The 23703-nt window shown below is 48.2% G+C and carries 20 protein-coding genes; 19 read left to right on the forward strand and 1 reads right to left on the reverse strand.

What is annotated here, in order from left to right; all coding sequences use genetic code 11:
* Window positions 1-139: 139 nt before the first annotated feature.
* Window positions 140-1267 (reverse strand): SPFH and helix-turn-helix domain-containing protein, encoded by a 1128-nt coding sequence (locus IB213_RS02120; RefSeq protein ID WP_191722706.1) that lies wholly within the window; start codon window positions 1265-1267, stop codon window positions 140-142.
* On the opposite strand from IB213_RS02120, the gene IB213_RS02125 reads away from it, so the two are divergent.
* The 19 genes from IB213_RS02125 to IB213_RS02215 all read left to right on the forward strand — a co-directional run bounded on the left by IB213_RS02125 (window position 1266) and on the right by IB213_RS02215 (window position 23433).
* Window positions 1266-1415: a hypothetical protein gene (locus IB213_RS02125; protein ID WP_191722707.1), complete on the forward strand. Its 150-nt coding sequence runs from the start codon at window positions 1266-1268 to the stop codon at window positions 1413-1415. The two genes, IB213_RS02120 and IB213_RS02125, sit on opposite strands and share 2 nt — an antisense overlap.
* A gap of 227 nt (window positions 1416-1642) precedes the next feature.
* Window positions 1643-2581, forward strand: coding sequence for a glycine--tRNA ligase subunit alpha (glyQ, locus tag IB213_RS02130; protein ID WP_191722708.1), 939 nt, complete (start codon window positions 1643-1645; stop codon window positions 2579-2581).
* Window positions 2582-2654: 73 nt separating this feature from the next.
* On the forward strand, window positions 2655-4769 hold the full coding sequence (gene glyS / locus IB213_RS02135) for a glycine--tRNA ligase subunit beta (protein WP_192405245.1): 2115 nt from the start codon (window positions 2655-2657) through the stop codon (window positions 4767-4769).
* A gap of 66 nt (window positions 4770-4835) precedes the next feature.
* Window positions 4836-6131 carry a nucleotide sugar dehydrogenase gene (locus tag IB213_RS02140; RefSeq protein ID WP_192405246.1) on the forward strand — a complete coding sequence of 432 codons (1296 nt, stop codon included), beginning with the start codon at window positions 4836-4838 and terminating at the stop codon, window positions 6129-6131.
* Window positions 6132-6142: 11 nt separating this feature from the next.
* A complete protein-coding gene (locus IB213_RS02145; protein WP_192405247.1) occupies window positions 6143-7195 on the forward strand; it encodes a Gfo/Idh/MocA family protein in 1053 nt (350 codons plus the stop codon).
* 3 nt (window positions 7196-7198) lie between these two features.
* Window positions 7199-7780, forward strand: a complete 582-nt coding sequence (gene wbpD / locus IB213_RS02150; protein ID WP_191722712.1) for a UDP-2-acetamido-3-amino-2,3-dideoxy-D-glucuronate N-acetyltransferase — start codon at window positions 7199-7201, stop codon at window positions 7778-7780.
* A gap of 7 nt (window positions 7781-7787) precedes the next feature.
* Window positions 7788-8891 (forward strand): DegT/DnrJ/EryC1/StrS aminotransferase family protein, encoded by a 1104-nt coding sequence (locus IB213_RS02155; RefSeq protein ID WP_192405248.1) that lies wholly within the window; start codon window positions 7788-7790, stop codon window positions 8889-8891.
* Window positions 8892-8915: 24 nt separating this feature from the next.
* Window positions 8916-10766 (forward strand): acyltransferase family protein, encoded by a 1851-nt coding sequence (locus IB213_RS02160; RefSeq protein WP_192405249.1) that lies wholly within the window; start codon window positions 8916-8918, stop codon window positions 10764-10766.
* 5 nt (window positions 10767-10771) lie between these two features.
* Window positions 10772-12028: a lipopolysaccharide biosynthesis protein gene (locus IB213_RS02165; RefSeq protein ID WP_192405250.1), complete on the forward strand. Its 1257-nt coding sequence runs from the start codon at window positions 10772-10774 to the stop codon at window positions 12026-12028.
* 1 nt (window position 12029) lies between these two features.
* Window positions 12030-12989, forward strand: coding sequence for a methionyl-tRNA formyltransferase (locus IB213_RS02170; protein ID WP_192405251.1), 960 nt, complete (start codon window positions 12030-12032; stop codon window positions 12987-12989).
* 17 nt (window positions 12990-13006) lie between these two features.
* The gene (locus tag IB213_RS02175) at window positions 13007-13972 is read left to right on the forward strand and encodes a GNAT family N-acetyltransferase (RefSeq protein WP_192405252.1); all 966 of its coding nucleotides are present in this window, start codon (window positions 13007-13009) and stop codon (window positions 13970-13972) included.
* Window positions 13973-14000: 28 nt separating this feature from the next.
* A complete protein-coding gene (gene asnB, locus IB213_RS02180; protein WP_192405253.1) occupies window positions 14001-15908 on the forward strand; it encodes an asparagine synthase (glutamine-hydrolyzing) in 1908 nt (635 codons plus the stop codon).
* A gap of 2 nt (window positions 15909-15910) precedes the next feature.
* Window positions 15911-17278, forward strand: coding sequence for a polysaccharide deacetylase family protein (locus IB213_RS02185; protein ID WP_192405254.1), 1368 nt, complete (start codon window positions 15911-15913; stop codon window positions 17276-17278).
* Window positions 17275-18639, forward strand: coding sequence for a hypothetical protein (locus IB213_RS02190; RefSeq protein WP_192405255.1), 1365 nt, complete (start codon window positions 17275-17277; stop codon window positions 18637-18639). Before IB213_RS02185 ends, IB213_RS02190 begins: the two co-directional genes overlap by 4 nt.
* Window positions 18614-19810 (forward strand): glycosyltransferase, encoded by a 1197-nt coding sequence (locus IB213_RS02195; protein WP_225560923.1) that lies wholly within the window; start codon window positions 18614-18616, stop codon window positions 19808-19810. Before IB213_RS02190 ends, IB213_RS02195 begins: the two co-directional genes overlap by 26 nt.
* Complete coding sequence (gene hisH, locus IB213_RS02200; RefSeq protein ID WP_192405256.1) at window positions 19807-20421, forward strand: imidazole glycerol phosphate synthase subunit HisH; 615 nt, start codon at window positions 19807-19809, stop codon at window positions 20419-20421. Before IB213_RS02195 ends, hisH begins: the two co-directional genes overlap by 4 nt.
* Window positions 20418-21179 carry an AglZ/HisF2 family acetamidino modification protein gene (locus tag IB213_RS02205; protein ID WP_192405257.1) on the forward strand — a complete coding sequence of 254 codons (762 nt, stop codon included), beginning with the start codon at window positions 20418-20420 and terminating at the stop codon, window positions 21177-21179. The genes hisH and IB213_RS02205 overlap by 4 nt, the downstream gene beginning before the upstream one ends.
* A gap of 8 nt (window positions 21180-21187) precedes the next feature.
* Complete coding sequence (locus IB213_RS02210; protein ID WP_192405258.1) at window positions 21188-22324, forward strand: N-acetyl sugar amidotransferase; 1137 nt, start codon at window positions 21188-21190, stop codon at window positions 22322-22324.
* A complete protein-coding gene (locus tag IB213_RS02215; RefSeq protein ID WP_370551138.1) occupies window positions 22321-23433 on the forward strand; it encodes a glycosyltransferase family 4 protein in 1113 nt (370 codons plus the stop codon). The genes IB213_RS02210 and IB213_RS02215 overlap by 4 nt, the downstream gene beginning before the upstream one ends.
* The last annotated feature ends 270 nt before the right edge of the window (window positions 23434-23703 follow it).

Genomic DNA, 23703 nt, shown 5'->3' on the forward strand with positions numbered 1-23703 from the left:
CAGCTAAAAGGAAAACAGGGCGCTGAGAAAAGCGTAGAGCAGCCAGCGCAGCCAGCGCAGCGAGCAAGGGCCGCCCCGCAGCAAGGCTAAGGCTGCCGCCCCCCAGTGGGGGAGGCCGCTAGCGGCTCAGGTGGCGTTCTTATGCACCGCGCAAGAACTCATCCAAAGCAGTTTGCGCAATACGCCAGTTCGTACCAATCTTGCGGCCTTTGAGATTGCCTGCTTCCAGCTCGGCCAGCACATCGGCTGTTTCCACGCCCAGCACCTGTGCGGCTTGCTCTGGTGTGTAGACCAGCAGACCTGCGGCAACGGGCGATGGCGATGTGGAGAGCACTTGTGCCGCCTGTGCTGCAGCTGGTGAGAACGCATCGCTGGATACCTGCGCACCAAAAGCGGGTGCTTGCGGGGCAGGCTGCTGCATTTGTTTCATCATTTCCTGCGCCATACCAAAACCCATGGCCATGGTCGCGGGAATGGTGGCTGCTGCAGCGCCTTCGCCGCCGTTGGCCATGGCATGGCCCATCTGGTACTTCACATAGTCGTTGAGGTTGCCAATCGCGCTCATGCTGGAGCGCTTGTCGATGGCCTCTTCCACTTCCGGCGGGACGGAGACGTTTTCCAGCACGAAGGTTGCCACCTCGATACCGTATTTTTCGACCATCACCGGGTTGATGATCTGCACCAGTGCATCACCCAGGTCGCTGTAGCGCGTGGCTACGTCCAGCACCGGCACTTGTGCTTTGGCCAGAGCCTCAGTAAACACGCTGACGATGCGCGAGCGCATGGTGTCGGCAAACTCATCAATGCGAAAGTTCTGGTCAGTGCCCGCCACTTCCTTCAAAAACTTGGCTGGCTCAACGATACGAAAGTCGTACGAGCCAAAGGCGCGAATGCGCACCACGCCAAAATCCTTATCGCGCATCAGCACCGGGTTCGAGGTGCCCCATTTATTGCCTGTAAACAGGCGCGTGTTGATGTAGTAAACATCGCACTTGAAAGGCGACTGAAAACCGTATTTCCAGCCCAGTATGGTGGACAGCACCGGCACGTTCTCGGTGGTCAAGGTGTGCTTGCCGGGGCCAAACAAATCGGCGTACTGGCCGGCGGCCACAAACTGCACCTGCTGCGACTCGCGCACGATCAGTTGTGCGCCGTTCTTGATTTCCTTGTCGTCATCCGGCCAGCGGTAAGACAGGGTGTCGCGCGAATCATCGGTCCACTCGATGACTTCAATCAGCTGATTTTTGATGATGTTGAACAGGTTCATGCCAATCCTCGCAAGCGGTAAGCAATGGTCAAAGCAAACAGTGGCAAGCATTGTAGAGCTGCGTTTTTCTTTGCATACATTACAAAATGTCAAAAAAGAGAGCTTCAATCGCAAGTCAGAGAAGCTAATGGAAGATGAAAATATCTGAAGTTATTGTTTTGAAAGCGTTTGAAGCTCTCTTTTTTAAAGCTTAAGTCGACATGGCAAGCACGGTCACACAAACAGGCACAGAAAAGCTGGGCCTACGGGCCTAGAATCGCTGCTTTACACGCGCCTGTGCGTGGCACTTGTTGTGCCCGTTTGCTGTGAGCGTTTCACCACCAACATCACGCGCCAGCGCAGCACGTTTGCGCAGCCAAGACATTTTCTGAAGTCATGCTGACCTTTCAACAAATTATTCTGAAACTGCAGTCCTACTGGGCCGACCACGGCTGCGCACTGCTTCAACCGTATGACATGGAAGTGGGCGCCGGCACCTCGCACACCGGCACATTCCTGCGCGCCATCGGCCCTGAGCCATGGAAGGCAGCATATGTGCAGCCCAGCCGCCGCCCCAAAGATGGCCGCTATGGCGAGAACCCCAACCGCCTGCAGCACTACTACCAGTTTCAGGTGGTTTTAAAGCCAGCGCCAGACAACATTCTGGAGCTGTACCTGGGGTCGCTGGAAGCGCTGGGCTTTGACCTGAAGAAAAACGACATCCGCTTTGTGGAAGACGACTGGGAAAACCCAACGCTGGGCGCATGGGGTCTGGGCTGGGAAGTCTGGCTCAATGGCATGGAAGTGACGCAGTTCACCTACTTTCAGCAAGTAGCCGGCATTGACTGCAAGCCTGCGACAGGCGAGATCACCTACGGCCTGGAGCGTCTGGCCATGTACCTGCAAGGGGTGGACAACGTCTACAACCTCACCTGGACTGACGGTCTGAGTTACGGCGACGTGTACCACCAAAACGAGGTGGAGCAGTCAACCTATAACTTCGACCACTCCAATATTGACTTCTTGTTCAGCGCCTTCACCGCGCACGAAGAAACAGCGGGCAAATTGATTGAGGCGCAACTGGCGCTGCCCGCCTATGAGCAGGTGCTCAAGGCCGGCCACACCTTCAACTTGCTGGATGCACGTGGCGCCATCTCGGTAACTGAGCGTGCAGCGTATATCGGCCGCATTCGCAATCTGGCCCGCGCAGTGGGCAAGAGCTACCTGGACAGCCGCGCGCGCCTGGGCTTTCCCATGGCCTCCAAAGCACATGCCGACGAAGTGCTGGCCGAGCTGGCCAAAGCCGCAGAGCAACAAAGCAAGAAGGCCGCTTAAGCGGTCGCTGTTAAATACTAAACAAATCAGCCTCTAGCCCCTATCTGTTAAGCGCTGGAAGCTATCAAATACTATGAACGCATCGAATCTTCTTGTTGAACTGTTTGTTGAAGAGTTGCCACCCAAAGCGTTGCAAAAGCTGGGAGATGCTTTTGCAGGCGTGCTGTTTGAGCAGCTCAAGGCGCAAGGCCTGCTGGCCTCCAGTGAATCGCGACTGACGGCTTACGCTTCGCCCCGCCGTCTGGCGGCGCACATTACTGAAGTGCTGTCTCAGGCCGAAGACAAGGCTGTGTCGCAAAAACTGATGCCGGTTGCCGTGGCGCTGGATGCCGATGGCAAGCCCACGCCCGCACTGCTCAAGAAGCTGGCTGCGCTCGGGGCCGATGCCACTGCCGTGGCCAGTCTGCAGCGCCAGGGAGAGGGCAAGGCTGAAACCCTGTTCTTTGCCTCCACCGCCAAAGGTGTGTCGCTGGCAGATGGCGTACAAAAAGCGCTGGACGAGGCACTCACCAAGCTGCCCATCCCCAAGGTCATGCGCTACCAGTTGCAAGATGGCTGGACCAGTGTGAACTTCGTGCGTCCTGCGCATGGGCTGGTGGTGATGCACGGAACGCAAGTGCTGATCAGCGTGAAGGCTTTGGGTCTGACAGCAGGCTCCGCCACGCACGGTCACCGCTTTGAAGCCAAAGTGAACCCCGTGGTCATCCGCAACGCTGACAGCTACGCCGAGCAATTGCGTGAAGAGGGCGCAGTGATTGCCAGCTTTACCGAGCGTCGCGCAGACATTACTCGCCAGTTGCAGGCGGCGGCTGCACGTGTGGGTGGCGGTGTGCGCCCCATTGAAGACGCGGCACTGCTGGATGAAGTCACTGCGTTGGTCGAGCGGCCCAATGTGCTGGTCTGCGAGTTCGAAAAAGAGTTCTTGAACGTGCCGCAGGAATGCCTGATTCTGACCATGAAGGCCAATCAGAAGTACTTCCCCTTGCTGGATACGCAAGGCAAGCTGACGCACCAGTTTTTGATTGTCAGCAACATCACGCCGCAAGACGCGTCGGCTGTCATCGAAGGCAATGAACGCGTCGTGCGCCCCCGTCTGGCTGATGCCAAGTTCTTCTTCGACCAAGATCGCAAGAAAACACTGGCTTCGCGTGTTGAAGGCCTGGGTAAGGTGGTCTACCACAACAAGCTGGGCACCCAAGGCGAACGCGTAGAACGTGTGCGCGCCATTGCCAAAGCCATCGCCCAGCAAATGGGTGACGCGCAATTGGTGCAGCAAGCCGACCAGGCTGCCATGCTGGCCAAGACCGATTTGGTGACCGATATGGTGGGCGAGTTCCCAGAGCTGCAAGGCACCATGGGCCGTTACTACGCATTGAACGACGGCCTGGATGTGGCGGTGGCCGACGCCATTGAAGACCATTACAAACCCCGGTTTGCGGGCGACGAACTGCCACGTGGTAATGCTGGCGTGGTGGTGGCCCTGGCTGACAAGCTGGAAACGCTGGTGGGCATGTTCGGTATCGGCAACCTGCCCACGGGCGACCGTGACCCCTTCGCCCTGCGCCGTCATGCGCTGGGTGTGATTCGCATGCTGGTCGAAAAAGACCTGCCCTTGGATCTGCAAACGCTACTCGTCAGCGCTGTGCCAGCTTTTGGCGACAAGATCACCGACGCAACGGCGCAGCTGGTGGAGTTCTTCTACGACCGCTTGTCAGTCAATCTGCGTGAACAAGGCTTTAGTGCTCAGGAAGTTGAAGCTGTGCTGGCTTTGCGCCCACAGCGCCTGGCTGATGTGCAAAAACGTCTCGAAGCCGTACGTGCCTTTGCAGCATTGCCTGAAGCGCAAGCACTGGCTGCTGCCAACAAGCGCGTGGGCAATATCCTGAAGAAAGCCGAAACAGAAGTGCAACCTCAGGTGAACGAGGCGTTGCTGGCAGAGCAGGCTGAAAAAGACCTGTTTGCAGCATTGCAATCCGTTGCACCCAAGGCGCAGCAGCAGTTTGAAGCAGGTGACTACACCGCAAGTTTGCAAACCTTGGCAGCATTGCGTGCTCCGGTGGATGCGTTCTTTGAGCACGTCATGGTGAATGCCGAAGATGCTGCCTTGAAGGCCAACCGCTTAGGTCTGCTGGCAGCATTGCAGGTAGCCATGAACCGGGTGGCAGATCTGGCAAAACTGGCTGTATAAAAAGTGCTATTTCCATGCTGCTCCTCAGCTTGGGGTGGGTAAACACATTAAAAAGAAGTTAACACGATGAACTTTTCTGATGCCAGCATTGCCATTATTGGTCTTGGCTACGTAGGTCTGCCCCTTGCAGTCGAATTCGGCACCAAGCGAAAGACTTTAGGGTTTGATATCAACGCACGGCGCATTGATGAGCTGCGCGGCGGGCAAGACCACACCTTGGAATGCAGTCCTGAGCAGCTGCGCAGCGCAGTTCACCTTCAGTACAGCCACGAGATTGAAGATCTGCGTGCCTGCAAGGTGTTTATCGTGACGGTACCAACGCCTGTTGATCAGGCAAATCGTCCAGATATGACGCCGTTGATCAAAGCCAGCCAAACCGTGGGTGCTGCTTTGAAAGCTGGCGATGTGGTGATTTATGAGTCCACGGTGTATCCGGGTGCGACCGAAGAGGTTTGTGTTCCAGAGCTTGAGCGCATGAGTGGCCTGAAATTCAATCAGGATTTTTTCTGTGGCTATAGCCCTGAGCGCATCAACCCAGGCGACAAGGTCAACACACTGACCACGATTAAAAAAATCACCAGTGGCAGCACCCCAGAAGTGGCTGCAGCGGTCGATGGCCTGTACCGTGAAATCATCACTGCAGGCACGCACCTGGCAAGCAGCATCAAGGTGGCAGAAGCTGCCAAGGTGATTGAGAACACGCAGCGTGACTTGAATATTGCGCTGGTCAACGAGCTTTCAGTGATTTTTGCTCGTCTGGGAATTGACACTCTGGATGTACTGGAGGCCGCCGGCAGCAAGTGGAACTTCTTGCCTTTCCGTCCTGGAATGGTGGGCGGTCACTGCATTGGCGTGGACCCCTACTACCTGACGCACAAAGCTGAGCAGGTGGGATATCACCCGCAAGTGATTTTGGCGGGACGCAGAATTAACGACAACATGGCGCGTTATGTCGCTCGCAATACTGTCAAGCTGATGCTGCAAAACGGCATGGACGTGCCGCGCTGCCGTATTGGTGTGATGGGCCTCACTTTCAAGGAAAACTGCCCGGACATCCGCAACAGCAAGGTTGTGGACATGGTGCATGAATTTGAAGCCTGGGGCGCGCAGGTTGTTGTTGCTGACGCATGGGCTGATGCACAAGAGGTGAGCCACGAATATGGCATTACCTTGGGGCAAATTGATGAAGCACATCCAGTGGACGCTCTGGTGGTAGCCGTGGGGCACAACCAATATCGCAGCTTGTCTGGGGCGCAACTCAAGGCTTTGACTCGGGGCAATCAGCCAGTTTTGGTCGATGTGAAGTCTTTATACGACCGCCATGCGCTGGCTGACCAAGGTTTTTCCATCTTCCGCTTGTAATCGAGACGTTTATGCTGACCCCTGTTCAAGACCGAAAAGTTCGCTTTGCACTCGTTGGTGCTGGCCGTATTTCAGCCAACCACTTTGGTGCTTTGGATCAGCACAAGGATCGGTGCGAGGTGGTGGATGTCTGTGACATTGACCCTGCAGCGCTGGCACAAGCTGTCGAGAAAACCGGAGCCCAAGGCCATGCATCTTTGCAGGCGCTGTTAGCCAAGACAACGGCTGATGCCGTGATACTGACCACACCCAGTGGCCTTCATCCCAGGCAAGCGATTGAAGTTGCGCAGTCGGGGCGACATGTAGTCAGCGAAAAGCCGATGGCCACACAATGGCACGAAGCTTTGGGCATGGTACGAGCCTGCGACGACGCAGGGGTCAAGCTCTTTGTTGTGAAACAAAACCGCCGCAATGCAACTTTGCAACTGCTAAAGCAAGCAGTAGAGCAGGGTCGTTTTGGCCGCATATATAGCGTTGCCCTGAATGTGTTCTGGACGCGTCCCCAAGAGTATTACGACGCTGCCAAGTGGCGTGGTACGTGGGAATGGGACGGCGGGGCCTTTATGAACCAGGCCAGCCACTATATTGACTTGCTCAACTGGCTGATTGGCCCAGTCGAAAGCGTAATGAGCTATACCGGAACGCTGGCACGCAATATTCAGGCTGAAGACACAGGCGTTTCTGCCATACGTTGGCGCAATGGTGCCATGGGTACCTTAAATGTCACCATGCTCACGTATCCCAAAAATCTGGAAGGCAGCATCACCATCTTGGGTGAAAAGGGTACGGTCCGTGTAGGGGGCGTAGCTGTCAATGAAATTCAGCAATGGCAGTTTGCAGATCAGCGTCCGGAAGATGAAGAGATCAAGCAGGCCAGCTATGCCACAACCAGCGTTTATGGTTTTGGCCACCCGCTGTACTACGACAACGTCATCAAAACCCTGCAAGGCCAAGCAGAGGCGGAAACTGATGGCCGTGAAGGACTCAAGAGCCTGGAGTTACTGACCGCCATGTACCGCTCAGCACGCGATGGCGTTCGCGTTGCATTGCCACTGGAGCGCTGATTCATGAATTATTCAGTGCATTCCAGCGCCATCGTCGACGAGGGCGCGCAGATTGGAGAAGGTAGCCGTATCTGGCACTTTGTTCATGTCTGTGCGCAGGCAAAAATTGGCCGCGGTGTTTCGCTGGGACAAAACGTCTTTGTTGGTAACAAAGTCGTGATTGGCGATCATTGCAAAGTACAGAACAACGTGAGCGTTTATGACAACGTAACACTGGAAGACGGCGTGTTCTGCGGCCCAAGTATGGTTTTCACCAACGTTTATAACCCCCGCTCTTTGATTGAGCGAAAAAATGAATATCGCGATACTTTGGTTAAGAAAGGCGCCACTTTGGGCGCCAACTGCACCATTGTCTGCGGTGTTACGGTGGGTGCCTATGCATTTGTAGGCGCCGGCGCGGTGGTGAATAAAGATGTGCCAGATTACGCACTGATGGTGGGTGTACCCGCAAAGCAAATTGGCTGGATGAGCGAATTTGGCGAACAACTAAATCTGCCGCTTAAAGGAGAAGGGCAAGTAGTCTGCGCGCACTCCGGAAAACTTTATGTATTAAGTGGCACTACCGTCATACAACAACCAGCCTGAGTAAGCCATGCAATTTATTGATCTTAAAACGCAGTATCAGAATTTAAAAAAAGAAATTGATGCTGGTATTCAGCGTGTATTGGATCATGGCCAATACATTTTGGGACCAGAAGTTGCTGAACTAGAAGAAAAATTAGCAGCTTATACCGGTGCAAAATATTGCATTTCAGTGGCTAACGGCACAGATGCTTTGCAAATCGCCCAAATGGCATTGGGTATTGGACCCGGTGATGAAGTCATTACTCCTGGTTTTACCTACATCGCAACGGCTGAAACCGTAGCTCTGCTGGGTGCCAAGCCTGTATACGTAGATATTGATCCACGTACCTGCAATCTTGACCCACAGTTGTTAGAAGCAGCCATCACCCCGCGGACCAAAGCGATCATCCCCGTGAGCCTTTACGGGCAATGTGCCGATTACGACGCCATCAATGTGATTGCCGCGAAACACGGCTTGACTGTCATTGAAGATGCTGCCCAAAGTTTTGGGGCAACATACAAGGGGCGAAAAAGCTGCAATCTCACCACTATTGCCTGTACCAGTTTCTTTCCAAGCAAACCCTTGGGCTGCTACGGCGATGGTGGGGCTATTTTTACCAATGATGATGAACTGGCGAAAGTGATGCGCCAGATTGCTCGCCATGGGCAAGATCGCCGCTACCACCATGTTCGCGTAGGTGTGAACAGCCGTTTGGACACGCTCCAGGCTGCAATTTTGCTGCCGAAACTGGCTGTACTGGACCAAGAAGTTGCCCAGCGCCAGCAAGTCGCCCAGCAATACGCTGATGCATTGCGAAAGTTCGTACAAGAAGGTGACGAAGCGTCTGGCATTCAGCTTCCACATGTTGAGTCCTGCAACACCAGCGCATGGGCCCAATACACGCTGCAGGTGCCCAACCGCCAGCAAGTGCAAGACAAGCTTAAGGCGCAAGGCATTCCTACAGCAGTGCATTACCCAATACCGTTGAATCTGCAGCCTGCTGTGGCGGATGCGGGTGCATATTTACCTGTGGGTGATGCAGTTGCGCAGAAGGTGGTCAGTTTGCCCATGCACCCTTATTTGGGCGAAGAAAGCATTACCCAAATTGCAACATTAGTTGCCCAGCAGTAGCAAGCGACATAAATCGGCTGGTTAATGAGCACCATTAATTACCGCCCCGACATCCAAGGTCTGCGTGCCATTGCGGTGTCGGTCGTGATGTTGTTTCATTTCAACCCTGCCTGGATGCCTGGTGGGTTTGTCGGGGTCGACATATTCCTGGTTATCTCTGGTTTTTTGATTGTCAGCATATTGCTGCACAAAAAAAATCAATCAGATTACCGGCTCTTTGATACGCTGCAGTACTTCTACGTCAGTCGCTTGAAACGTATTGCACCTGCGTATTTTGCAATGCTGACGGTAGTCTCTTTGCTCGTCGCAGTCCTGTTTTTGCCGCAAGATCTTGCCATCTATAAAAAAGGCCTGAATCAAGCAGCATGGTTCAACAGTAACAATTACTTTGCTGGCTTTGGTGATTATTTCGCTCCTGCTAGTCATGAACAACCCCTGCTGCACACTTGGTCGCTGGCAGTAGAAATCCAGTTCTACCTGCTGGCCCCACTGCTGGTTTTGCTACTGCCCGTCAAGGCGCTCAAATGGTTGTTTGCAACGTTGCTGCTCGGCTTCACCTGCTTAGCGGAATATCGTCTGCGTGTACTGGGTATCGAGCAGGCAACTTACTACAGCTTATATGCGCGTCTGCCGGAATTCTTTGCTGGAGCGCTCGTAGCACTCCATTTGAATGCTGGCAAAGCATCAAAGGAAAGCAAGCCTTGGCTCAACAAGTTAGGAATGGTCTTGATCATCGCGGCTGCCACTTTGCAGCCTCAACTTGGACCTTTCCCCGGTTTGCTGGCCTTGTTGCCTGTGGCTGGAGCTGCACTCGCTCTGCTGCACCCTGCTCAAGGTGGGGTAGGGCGAGTGCTGGCAAGCAAGCCTATGGTCTTTCTGGGCGAACTGTCGTATTCACTCTATCTGTGGCATTGGCCGGTATTGGCCTTGCTGCGCTACTACACAGGCACGCAAGTACTGGATGTACCGTTTAGTCTGCTGTTTATTGCCTTGACCTGGCTCTTAGCATGCTTGTCGTTTTATTGGGTAGAAATACCACTACGTTCGAGCAACCTGCCCCGTCTGAGAAAAATGCTGGGTTACGGTTTACTGGCTGGTTCGGTCTTGGGAGTGGGGGGCGGGATGGCCAAAATCAATCAAACGCTATCACCTCCACCGCTGCCCGTCGAATATCAGCGCTACGCTGATCCCGCAACAATTTGCCATGGACAGATCGTTGACGATTGCCTCAAAGGTGATCTGAACAGCGACAAGGAAGTGCTGGTTCTGGGCGATTCTCATGCAGCCATGCTCAATCTCTTTTTTGACCAGTTGGGAAAGGATTTGGGGTTCAAGGCGCGCATCATCACTGCCAGCAGTTGCGTGACCATTCCAGGGTTTGATTATCAACGTATTGCCGAGTGGGCACATCGACCTTGTTTGGAACAAATTGAGCAGGCCAAGAAATATTTGCCGCACACAAAGGTGCTATTTCTGGCTGCAAGCTGGAACTGGCAATTGGCATCTGAGGACTTTAAAAAGGCTTTGAATGTTTTTTTGTCAGAGCAAAGTCAGGCGGGTAAGGAAATTTATCTTCTTGAACAAGAGCCTTTATTAAGAAAGAACCCGCTGCGGGCCATACGATTCAGAGCACTGGGTCTTGATTCAATAATTGATATTGACCCCGCTTATGCGCAAACCAACTTGATTCTGCGGCAGTACGCAGAACTCTATTCGAGTACGGTCAGTTTAAATTTCGAATCTTCTGGCTTGTTTACCCAAGCGCCTTTTGCTGATGGCGTACCGATCTACCTAGATGAGCACCACTTGAATGAAGAGGGTGCCAAGCGTTATGCCGCAACAGCACGCAGTGTATTCAAAAGCATCATGAATTAAAGCGCATGCGAAATTTACTTCCTAAAAGCGCTTACGCCCGCAATGTCCTCACTTTGATGACCGGTACCAGCCTAGCGCAGGCTATTCCAATTGCCGTCAGTCCTATCCTTACACGCTTGTACAGCCCTGAAGAGTTTGGTTTATTTGCACTTTACATAGCTGTGGTTTCAATCGCAGCAGTGCTGGTAACCGGGCGTTATGAGCAAGCCATCTTACTACCGCGTAAAGAACGAGATGCGTTGCACATTGCTGCACTTGTTATTTTGCTAAGCGCAGTAGTTAGCGTTTTTCTTCTATTAATGGTCTTGCTATTTAAGCAGCATATTGCAGATCTTCTCGGTAATCCAAAGCTGGCTCCTTTGCTGTACTGGGTGCCAATTTCAACTTGCCTCATGGGCGTCTACCAAGGAATGACCTATTGGAGCAACCGCAAAGCACAATACAAACGACTTGCTATAAGCCGCACTTTGCAAAGTTGTAGCAGTGCCGTTGCACAACTAAGTTATTCCCGTGCAGGAGAGGCGGGATTAATGGCGGGGCAAGTTACTGGACAATTTTTAGCAACCACTGCGCTTGCTCATATGATTTGGCGGGAAGATAAAGGACTAATATTCTCGTTACGCTTACCCCGCATGAAGGCATTGGCGAAAAAGTACATTAACTTTCCCAAGTATTTGATTGCAGCCCATGGCTTTAACACTGCATCGGGTCAAATGCCGGTTTTGTTATTAAGTACTTTATTTAATGCATCCACTGCCGGATTTTTCACATTGACTCAACGCGTTTTGGGTGCACCTATTTCACTGGTAGCGACGGCTTTGGGGGATGTGTTTCGGCAAGAGGCAAGTAAAGCATATGCACATCAGGGTAATTGCAAATTAATTTATATCAAAACACTTAAACGGCTTTTTTTAATTTCTTTTCTTCCGTTTTTTATATTTTTCTTTGCTGCGCCCAGTTTTTTTGGATGGGTATTCGGCGAGCATTGGCGTATTGCAGGTGAATATGCACAAATTCTAGTGCCGAAATTTTTCTTTGATTTTGTAGCTGGCCCGTTAAGTGGCATGTTCATGATTGCAGAAAAGCAACGCCTGGATTTGCTGTGGCAAGTCGGTTTAATTTCAGTTGCTGCATCTTCAATATTATTAGGTTTCTGGTTGTCTGATGTTAAATGGGCCTTAATTGCTTACTCTGCAGGGCACTGTTTCATGCAGGCAATTAATTTATTAATGACATATGGTTTTTCAATAAATAAAAAGTAAAATGAAAAAATTAAGAATTTTATTAATCACGCAAGGAATTTCAAGAGCGGTGCAGCCGATATTTTCGTCTGGCCATGAAGTTGTTGCTGTTCTGGAATCCATGCCCCGTAATTTTTCGAAAATTAATAAACAAAATTTACTTTTAAAGTTTTTAAAATCAATTCGTGGAATTTTTTCTCGAAATAATATATCTTTAAAGCAGTTCTGTGAGAAAAATAGTACGCCATATAATTTCATATGGAAAGGGAATTCGAAAGAGATAATTCCGTGGATTGAAGACAAAAAACCAGATTTAATCGTGGTTTTTAGTATGTCTCAATTATTGAAGGAAGATGTATTAAGTATTCCTTCTTTGGGCGCTATTAATTTGCATCCTTCTTATCTGCCAAGTTATCGTGGTCCTAATCCTGACTTCTGGCAATATTACGAGATGGAAATGAACCCTGGCGCCACCGTTCATTACATAGATGCTGGAGAGGATACTGGCGATATTATTTTTCAAGAAAAAACATATATTCCGTTAGGTACTAAATCACCAGAGCGTTTAGATAGATTGATTGGTGAAGTTGGTGTTCCTTTACTATTAAAGGCAATTGATGCAATTGCAGCGGGAAGCGTTCATCGAATTGTTCAGCCGGTACAAAGCCAGACGTTGCGAGCTCGAAATCTTAAGGATGAAGAGCACGAAAAAATTATTGATTGGGAAAATTGGTCAATTGAAAGAATCTGGCATGTGTTACGGGGTACTGAGCTTTGGTTAAACGCAATTCCTATGCCGGCTGGTTTTTTTTCAGGGCAACGGTGGTCAATTCAAGAGTATGAACGGACAGAATTGCCTCAAGGAAATTTTGGTGAATTAGGTAAATATAAAAAGAGGCAATGCGTTTTTACACGAGATGGAGTTATTTTTATAAAAGTTGATTTTAAAATTCAAAAATTAATATTAAGTATTTTGAAATAAAATAATGGTTTTTATAAATGACAGATAACAAAAAAAAATATCGTACACTTTGTGCCGTAGAAACATCGATTCCTCTATTTAGCCAAGCTTGGTGGCTGGATGCCACGGCGGGTGAAGGTGGCTGGGATGTGATATTGGTAGAAAAAAGTGATGCCATCGTCGCATCTATGCCTTATGTTGCACGTAAGCGTTATGGGTTGACCATTATTGGGCAACCTGCCTTGACGCAAACTTTGGGGCCATGGCTGCGTGAAAGTGGTGGGAAATATTCCACCCGCTTGGCACAAGAAAAAGAACGATTACAAGCGCTTATTGCCCATTTTCCCCCTTTTGCTAATTACAATCAAAACTGGCATTGGCAGATGGATAATTGGCTGCCATTTTATTGGAATGGATTTTCTCAAACTACGCGCTACACATATATCTTGCACGATTTGACGGATGAGAATACTCTGTGGCAAGGGTTGCGAGAGAATATTCGGACAGACATAAAAAAAGCGTCCAATCGTTTCAAATTGCGTGTTCGAGATGATTTGTCAATAGATGATTTTCTTGCATTAAATCGTATGACATTTGCTCGGCAAGATATGAACTTGCCCTACACGGAGGGGTTTGTGCGAAATCTGGATCAGGCCTGTGTAGAAAAGAAATCGCGTAAAATTTTCATTGCCGAAGACGAAAATGGCTGTCGCCATGCAGGTGTCTATATTGTTTGGGATAAAAACGCTGCCTACTATTTGATGGGTGGTAGTGATCCTGCCTTACGCAACAGCGGAGCCACCAGTCTTTGCATGTGGGAAGCCATAAAATTTGCAGCAACGGTATCACAGCGTTTTGATTTCGAAGGATCAATGCTTGAGCCAGTTGAGAAATTTTTCCGTGCTTTTGGTGCGCAGCAAACACCCTATTTCACTGTCAGCAAGACAACTTCACGTGCTTTAAAGTTAGTGCAATTTCTGCGAAAGCTGAAGGCTGCTGGGTAAGTTGAAAAATAACTGAAAGAATTGAATTATGTGTGGAATAGCCGGTATTTTCTCTCATTACCCGATTAATGCAAATGATATCTTGGTCATGGGTAATACCTTGGCACACCGTGGTCCAGATGGGCAAGGGTTCCTGATTTCCCAACAGGAGGGAGAAAGACCGAACTTGCCCGGATTAATTGATTTCTCCCCCAATTTACCCTGCCATGTAGCGCTAGCTCATCGTCGTCTGGCGATTGTGGATTTGAGTCCACAAGGGCATCAGCCAATGGTATTGCAGCAGCGTTACGTAATTACGTTTAACGGCGAAATTTATAATCACATTGAATTGCGAGAAGAGCTAGAAGCGCTCAATTACCAATTTACATCTCATTCAGACACTGAGGTCATTCTTGCAGCTTACGATGCTTGGGGTGCATCGTGTTTGAAAAAATTCAATGGAATGTGGGCATTTGTGCTGTTAGATACGGTGAAAAACCGTGTATTTATCGCACGAGATCGCTTTGGTATCAAGCCACTCTATTACGCGCAGCTCAATGGAACTTTTGTTTTTGCCTCAGAGATTAAAGCATTGCTGGCGCACCCTGCAGTGCAAGGCATGCCAGATAGGGAATTCGCAAAAAATTATTTAAAAAATGGGTCTACGGAAGCAGGCGTAAAAACTGCTTGGAAGGATATTTTGCGTTTTCCAGCGGCCAGTTTTCTTGAGTGTGAGTTAAAACTCCTAGACAGCGCCAGCTTGGAGCCTACTGAGTATTGGAATGTTCAACCCAATTTAAGTACTGAAGCATTTGATGAATCCAAGGCCCAGCAATTAGCAAATAAGTATTACCAACTCCTAGAAGATGCCGTACGTTTGCGCTTGCGCGCCGACGTTAAAGTTGGCTCGGCACTTTCGGGGGGGCTGGATAGCTCATCAATCGTGTACCTGATTAACAAGTTGTTAGAAGAACAGGGCGTGGTTGACCGTCAGGAAACTTTCTCTAGCGTTTATAAATCTCCGGGCACGGAAGATTGCGATGAATCGCAGTTTATTGATCAGCTAGCGCAAGCGCTCAATGTTCGCTCTAATCAGATTGAACCACATGTAAACGCAGTGCCCAGTGAGCATGAAAAGGTCATCTATGCAATGGATTATCCGCCTGAGAGCACCTGTATGTCTGGATGGCACACTTTTAAATGCGTAGCACAGACAGATGTGACTGTTACTTTGGATGGGCAGGGAGCTGACGAGCAGCTTGCAGGCTATCTGCCCTATCTGGCCTACTGGTTTGCACAAATGCCGTTGCGCCAAGTGGGATCAGAGTTGCCTAAGATGATGACGATTCCTGGCGCGTTGCGTCCTGCAATGCGTGGGCTAGCTGTAGGTATTGCGCGACGCTTGCTGGGAAAATCCATTGCGCTGAAACTGGTTCGCAAACTGGGCTACCAGATAGATCCTTTTATGCATTTGAATCAAAAATTAGCGCAAGATTTATCTTCTTCGCTGCGTGTATTGATTCACTATTCAGATCGGGTTTCAATGGCACATTCGATTGAGTCACGCATGCCTTTCATGGATTACCGCATGGTGGAGTTTCTTGCATCTGTTCCAGCTGTATACAAACTACACGGTGGCTGGACAAAATATTTAGCAAGACGCGCATTTTCAGGGAAACTGCCCGACGCTATCGTTTGGCGAAAAGATAAAATGGGGTGGCCCATTCCGGAAACTCATTGGTTTGAAGGGGAACTCAAAAGCTGGATGGCAGAGCGGGTAGAAAATCCAGCTTTTCTGCAATGGTTGGGAGTTGATTCGCGCGAGGTACCGCTGGATAACGCTAAGGTGCACATGACTCACAAAGTGCGTTGGCTCAACTTGGCGACATGGCACCGCATTTTTGTGGCCAAGGCTGAAGCACCGCAGCTGCTGTCTTCAAAACGTGATGAGGTGTAGGCATGAATCACTGGCACACGCAAGCAGGTCTGAGCTGGATGCAAACGCTGCTACTAGAGCGTTTTGGACAGCTTTTTGATTTACAGCTGCAACAAGATAACAGCCAGATTGCCCTCTCACTGCCCAACGATGCACGCTGCATTACTCTGGCACTGCATGGCAATACTTTTACGCGTGCAGATTCTGATCTGCCCTGCGCGCAATGGCACGTTAACGCAGAGGGGTGGCACAGTGCATTACCTGGCAATTTGCCTGCCCCAGGGCTTATGCAGCTACCTGTACCATTGATTGCTGCTACAGAGCGCGGTTGGCATGTTGGCTACGATATTCTAGGCCTTGCCTACTGGATGCTCACACGCCAAGAGGAAGTGGGGCGCACGGATCTGGACATCCATGGACGTTTTCCCGCGAGTGCATCTCACGCCTTTAAGCACGGCTACCTAGAGCGACCCATTATTGATGAGTGGCTGCATGTGCTGGGGCAGGTTATTGGAGAAACTTGGCCAGGTATTGCCCTGACACCGCACCAGTTCAGCATGAAGGTCAGCCACGATGTGGATAACCCCAGTCTCTATGCATTCAAACCATGGAAGACGATTGCACGAATGATGGCCGGGCACATTCTCAAGCGTCGAGACTTCTCTGCGTTCTGCTTAGCACCTTGGATCAAACTGACCACGAAAGGCAAGCTTCATCCAGCTGATCCATTCAACACCTTTGATTGGTTGATGGATGTATCCGAAAAAAATAACCTTTCCAGTGCGTTTTACTTTATTTGCGGACGCACGTCGAACATGGATGCCGATTACGAAATTGAGCATCCTGTGATGCAAGAGCTATTGCAACGTATTCATCGAAGGGGACATGAAATTGGCTTGCACCCAAGTTATGGAACTTATCAAAAATCAGAATTAATTAAAAAAGAAGCTGATCGTTTGCGAAACGTGTGTGAAAAAACAGGCATTTCGCAGACTAACTTTGGGGGGCGTATGCATTATCTGCGCTGGGAGCAGCCAACTACGCTGCAGGCTTGGAGCAATGCAGGCATGGCCTACGACACTACGCTTGGTTATGCCGATAGACCGGGGTTTCGCTGTGGAACCTGTTTTGAATATCCTGCATTTAATCCTGTCAGTCAAAAAAAATTATCAATTCGAATTCGACCATTGATTGCGATGGAAAGCACGGTCATTGATTCTATTTACTTGGGTCTCGGAATATCTGAGCACGCAGAGCAAAAGATTTTAGAACTTAAAAATATATGTCGTGCAGTAGGCGGTTGTTTTACCACTCTTTGGCATAATTCATATTTTGAGAATGGTAAACCGCTTAAATTAATGTATGAAAATATTGCTCGTGGTGAGACATGAGTTTATTTTCATTTGAAAAATCTAAATTTCTAAAATTACTTGGATTATTCCAGTTTTTTTTATTGTTTTTTTATCTGGTAATAAATATTATCAAAGTTGGTGAAGCAGGTTCTGCTTTAGCTTTACTGATTTGTTTTTTTACTATCTCTATTTTGCAGATTGGGTTTCAGGGTATTCGTCAGAAATTGAAACTCCGATTGCATTTTTTTGTATTTTTAATGTTTGTTTTTTGGGTGGCTTTTAGACTGACATTGGATTTTGGTGATTTATATTACCTTAAGCAAATTATTATTGCAACGACTGGTGGAATATTTTTATTTTTTCTGATGGGTACTTTCGTAAAAAGTGCATTAGAAACTATTTCTTTAACTGGTGAAAATAATAGTCCGCAAAAATTTATATTAGTGTTTTCTTTTTTTGCTTTCTCTGTCGTTTACTTTATTTTCTCAAATAAAATAGAAGGCTCTGATATTTTTCTTATGGAGAATATTGCTGGTGGCTATCAGCGTGCCGGTAATTATTTGATAATAATTTTTATTGTTATATCCTATGTTTATTTATCAATTGTTAGTAAGTTGAATATTGGGATGTTTTCTTTTTTCTTCTGGTTTTGCATATATGGTTTAAATATGACTCTCATGCTTGTTGAGAGTCAAATGATGGGATCTAATGCTGCAACGGCTAATATTTTTTGTATTTACTTGATCACTATAGTCATATCGTTCTTGAGGTTCTTTAAAAATTTACAAAAGAACTTCTCCATCAATATATATATGTTTTTTGCTTTAGTTAAAACTTCATTTTTTATGATTTTTATGCTTGCTTTTTTAGGTGTTTTTTTAATTAATTTGACGGATTTTGATGTTAATAGAACTAGAATTTTTGGATTTGGAAGTGGTGAAAATACTTCTGTAACTTCAAGGTTTGAAATTATTTTTAAAACTGGTATGGATCAAATGGGGTATTCCCCTGTATTCGGTAACTCTAATGTTGCTTACCTCACTACTGGCAATGCTGGAGCTACCTTGCATAATTTCACTCCGAATATTTTTGCAGAATTGGGATTGGTCGGTTTGTTGCTTTTGAATTTATTATTGCTGATTGTTTTTGTTATTTTAATTAAAAATATTAAAAAGCTCTCGATTGAAAATTCGCATCAAAGATTTAGTGAAATCATTCTTAATTTTTGGTTATTAATTGTCCTGATGTTTCTGTTTCTTTTTGCAAACGCTGCGGTTGGAAAAGAATGGCCTGTTATATGGTTTTATATTGGGTTTTCAATTAACATATTGATTTTTAAAAATAACTCAAGAAAACATTCGAGTTCAACGGAACTTGAGTATCGTAAAATTTTTAAATGATGGAAATCTTTTGAATAATCTCCATATTTCCCTGACGGAATTTAGAAATGAAAGCCGTCTTTTAAAGGAAGCGAGTAGCCTTGTTAAAGAGCAAGTCTTTGATAAAGTCTATGTGGCGGCTTTGCATTCTGATGATCTGGAATTGAATCAGTCTTGTGGAGATAATATTTATGTGCGTCGTTTCAAATTATTTACAAGAGGATATGGGAAAAATCTGATAGTGCAACTGGTTAAATATATTGAATACTGCATCAATATATGTTTTTTTTATAAAAATAAAAAAATTTCCTGTGTTAATGTACATTCTTTGGGTTTGTTACCTTTAGGAGTGTTGCTCAAGTATTTTTGGAATGTAAGCTTAGTTTACGATGCACACGAGTTAGAAACCGAAACTAACGGGGCTAAAGGGCTCCGGAAAAAACTTTCCAAATGGCTGGAGCGCAGACTGATCAAGCACACTGAAATGACTATCGTTGTCAGTGACAGTATTGCCGATTGGTATTCTAAAGAATACGCTATTCAACGTCCTCCTGTGGTTTTGAATGCTCCAAATCTACGAGATTTGAAAAGGAATAATCACTTTCGCGAACAATTGGGTATTCGTGAGGATCAGGTTATTTTGCTTTATCAAGGTGGTTTAATGCGTGGGCGTGGAGTGCATTTGATTTTAGAGGCTTTCAGTGCCCGGAGTGATGATAAAGTGGTTGCTGTTTTTATGGGGTACGGTGAGTTGCAGAAAGATATTCAGGCTGCAGCTGTAAATAACAATATATTTTTTTATCCTGCCGTAGCACCTCAAGTTGTGCTGGAATATACTGCTTCCGCAGATTTTGGCATTTCTTTAATTGAAAATACTTGTTTATCTTATTACTATTGTATGCCAAATAAATTGTTTGAATATGCGATGGCTGGCTTACCTGTGCTGGTGTCAAATATGAAAGATATGTCGGAGTTAGTTACAAAAAATCAAATGGGTGCCGTCATTAGTGACTTTTCCGCAGTTGGTATCAACAGGGCGATCGACAATTTTCTAGTGCAAAATTTGAGTGCTATGAAGATCAACGCCTACCGTGTAGCCTGCGAACATGCATGGGAAGTACAGGAGCAGAAAATGCTCGGGGCTTATCGCGCGATTGGGTTTTCCGCCGCACCGCAAAAGGTTGAAAAATGATTGCCATTATTGACTACGACATCGGTAACATTTCCGCCGTGCAGAATATGCTCCAGCGGCTCGGGATACCCTGTAAAGTCACAAGAGCGGCTGATGAGATTGAACAAGCCGAGCGCATCATCCTGCCTGGCAATGGGGCGTTTGATGCCTGTATGCAGAATTTGCGAGCGAGCGGCTTGATTCCTGTGCTTGAGCAGCAGGTACTGCAGCGTGGCGTACCGTTGCTGGGGATTTGTGTGGGAGCACAGATGCTGGGCCAGTCGAGTGCTGAGGGTGTGGAGGCTGGGCTGGGCTGGCTGGATATGCGGGTGGAGCGTTTCCCTGCATTGCCTGCATTGCGTATTCCGCATATGGGCTGGAATCAGGTCAATCCTGTGCAGGCCGATCACCCCTTGGTGCAAGAAATGACAGCAGATACACGGTTTTATTTTGTGCACAGCTATTTCATGGTTCCGAAAAATCCTGCTGATGTCCTACTGCAGGCGCATTACGGTTTGGATTTTTCTGCAGGAGTAGCGCGTGGCAATATTGTGGGTGTGCAATTTCATCCAGAAAAAAGCCATCGTTTTGGCAAGCAATTGCTGAGTTCTTTTGCTAGGTGGGCACTATGATTCAGGCGCGAGTGATTCCCTGCCTGCTACTTCGTGGCAATGGACTGGTGAAAACTAAAAAATTCAAAGATGCAGTCTATTTGGGTGACCCGGTTAACGCGGTCCGTATTTTTAGTGACAAAGAAGCGGACGAGATTGTCATTCTTGACATTGACGCCTCTCGCGAGGGGCGTGAACCCAACTATGAGCTGATTGCAGAGATGGCTGGAGAGGCCTTCATGCCTGTAGCCTATGGCGGCGGAGTGCGCAACCTGGAGCAGATACGGCGCTTGATTCGCTCTGGTGTTGAAAAGGTGGTTATTAACACTCTTGCTACGGAATCAACGGACACCATTAAAGCCGCTGTTGAAGTTTTTGGCAGCCAGGCTATTGTGGGTGCAGTCGATGTGCGAAAAAAACTGTTCGGTGGCTATAGCGTCATGGCCAAGTCCGCGACGGTGGATACGCGGCTGAATTTGCAGCAGCACATTCAGAGTCTCGTACAGGCTGGAGTGGGTGAGCTGTTCATCAACGATGTGGAGCGCGACGGCTGCATGGCCGGATTCGACCTGGCGCTGGTTCGCAGCGTATCGCAGGCTCCGGTGTCAGTAGTCGTTTGCGGAGGTTCTGGCACGCTGGAACATTTGCGCGAGGCAGTCCACGATGGGGGCGCATCGGCAGTAGCAGCGGGCAGTATGTTTGTATTTCATGGAAAACATCGTGCTGTGCTGATCAATTATCCTAAGGCAGCAGAACTGGAAAATATTTTTTCAAAATGACAAGAACGATGAATTACCAATGTTGCAGCCGGTGTGTGATGGATACCACCGATCCAGAAATTACTTTTGATGCGCAGGGTGTGTGTAACCATTGCCATCAATTTGACGCACGCGCACGCAAAGAGTGGTTCCCTAATGCTGAAGGGCGCAATCGTTGGGAAGCGCTGATCGAGCAAATCAAGGCCCACGGCAAAGGACAGGAGTACGACTGCATTATTGGTTTGAGCGGAGGGGTTGACAGCTCTTACCTAGCTCTTAAGGCGCATGAATGGGGTTTGCGCCCTTTAGTCATGCATGTGGATGCAGGCTGGAATAGTGAGTTGGCAGTTGCCAATATTGAGGCGATCGTCAAGCATTGCGGTTATGACCTGCATACTCATGTTGTGGATTGGGAAGATATGCGTGATTTGCATCTCGCATATCTACGTGCAGCCGTGGCTAACCAAGATGTACCTCAGGATCATATTTTCTTTGCGAGCCTCTACCATTTCGCAACCAAGAACAATATTCGTTATATCCTTTCCGGCGGAAATTTGGCAACGGAAGGTATTTTTCCCAGCGCATGGCATGGCAGTGCCATGGATGCTATTAATTTAAAAGCCATACACAAAAAATATGGGGAACGTCGGTTGGTTAATTACAAGACCATCAGTTTTTTGGATTGTTATATCTGGTACCCATTTGTAAAAAAAATGCGCACTCTACGGCCATTGAATTATATGCCGTATGAAAAAAATAATGCTTTAAAAGAACTGGAAAATACGGTGGGATATAAGCCATACCCACGTAAACATGGTGAATCACTTTTCACAAAATTATTTCAAAATTATTATTTACCTGAAAAATTTGGTCTGGATAAACGTCGACCACATTTTGCTAGCTTAATTGTCTCAGGGCAAATGTCACGCGATGAAGCACTGATTAAATTAAAAGAACCAATTTATGATCCCGCAGAGTTAGAAATAGATATAAATTATTTTTGCAAAAAATTAAGAATATCTCGTCAAGAACTTAATAACTTGATGGAAGCACCCGTACATCATTATTCAGATTTCCCAAATTGGGATGGCCGCTATAAAAAACTCAAACAGGTTCAGAAGTTGGTGACAAAGATTCTGGGGCGTGACATCAAGGTTTACTCGTGATCAAAGTTGTTCATCTCACTTCGGCCCATCCTCGCTACGACACCCGCATTTTTTTGAAAATGTGCACTTCACTGGCTAATCATGGGTATGCAGTGAGTTTGGTGGTGGCTGATGGTCTGGGCAATGAGGAAAAGCAGGGCGTGCGGATTGAAGATGCTGGTGCATCCAAAGGACGTCTGGATCGTATGCGCCACGCTCCGGCACGTGTTTTGACCAAGGCGCTGGAGCTGAATGCTGATGTGTACCACCTTCATGATCCGGAGTTGCTTCCCATTGGCCTCAAGCTTAAAAAGCTGGGCAAGCGGGTGATTTTTGATGCGCATGAGGACGTGCCCAAGCAGATTTTGGGCAAACCCTATTTAAACAAGCTGGCCAAGCTGCTGGTGTCCAAGACTTTTGCGGTGTACGAGCGATGGGTGTGCCGCCAGCTGGATGCGGTGATTGCCGCAACGCCATTTATCCGGGATAAGTTTCTGGGCATGGGTGTGCGCTGTGTGGATATCAACAACTTTCCCTTATTGGGTGAACTCGCCAGCGCAGAGATTGATTGGGCGAGCAAGCAGCAGCAGGTGTGCTATGTAGGGGGCATAACCAAGATTCGCGGAATCCTGGAAGTAGTGCAGGCCATGGCCCAGGTGCAGTCAGGAGCACGACTGCAATTGGGGGGGACTTTCTCTGAGGCAGAGGTGCAAGCAAGCGCACGGGCACTTGCTGGCTGGCAGCAGGTAGATGCGTTGGGCTGGCTTGATAGAGCGGGCGTGCAGGCAGTGCTACAGCGCTCTAAGGCGGGTTTGGTGACATTACATCCCGTCATTAATTACCTTGACGCGTTGCCGGTGAAAATGTTTGAGTACATGGCAGCTGGGTTGCCTGTTATCGCCTCAAATTTCCCGTTATGGCGCGGCATCGTGGAAGAAAACGGCTGCGGTTTGTGCGTTGATCCATTAAGTCCAGCGGCGATTGCGCAGGCTATCGACTATTTGCTCGCGAACCCGCAGGAGGCAGAGCAAATGGGCAGGAATGGGAAAAAAGCTGTATTCGAAAAGTACAACTGGACTATCGAAGAAGCCAAGCTTTTTATTTTGTACGCTTCGCTTGAGAAAAAATAATCAAATTGTGCTGAAGTCATCTATTTTTTCGAAGAAACCTTTAGACATTCCTGGTGCTGGCCAGAGGCTCATAAAGGCCTGCGTAGCTTCATATGCTAGCGCTCGAGCTTCTGGTTTAAGGAGCGGTCAGCGGAGAGGTTTGAGCTTCAATATCGCTTTTTATTGGCGGGATGAAGGGGGTTCACATCCATTCTTGAAACCTGATCAACAGGCAGCATTGCATGAGAGGTTCGATTTTCAAACTGCCTCCTGCACTGACGGTCTGCTGGC

This window comes from Comamonas sp. CMM02 (genome assembly GCF_014851485.1).
Classification (GTDB): domain Bacteria; phylum Pseudomonadota; class Gammaproteobacteria; order Burkholderiales; family Burkholderiaceae_C; genus Comamonas; species Comamonas avium.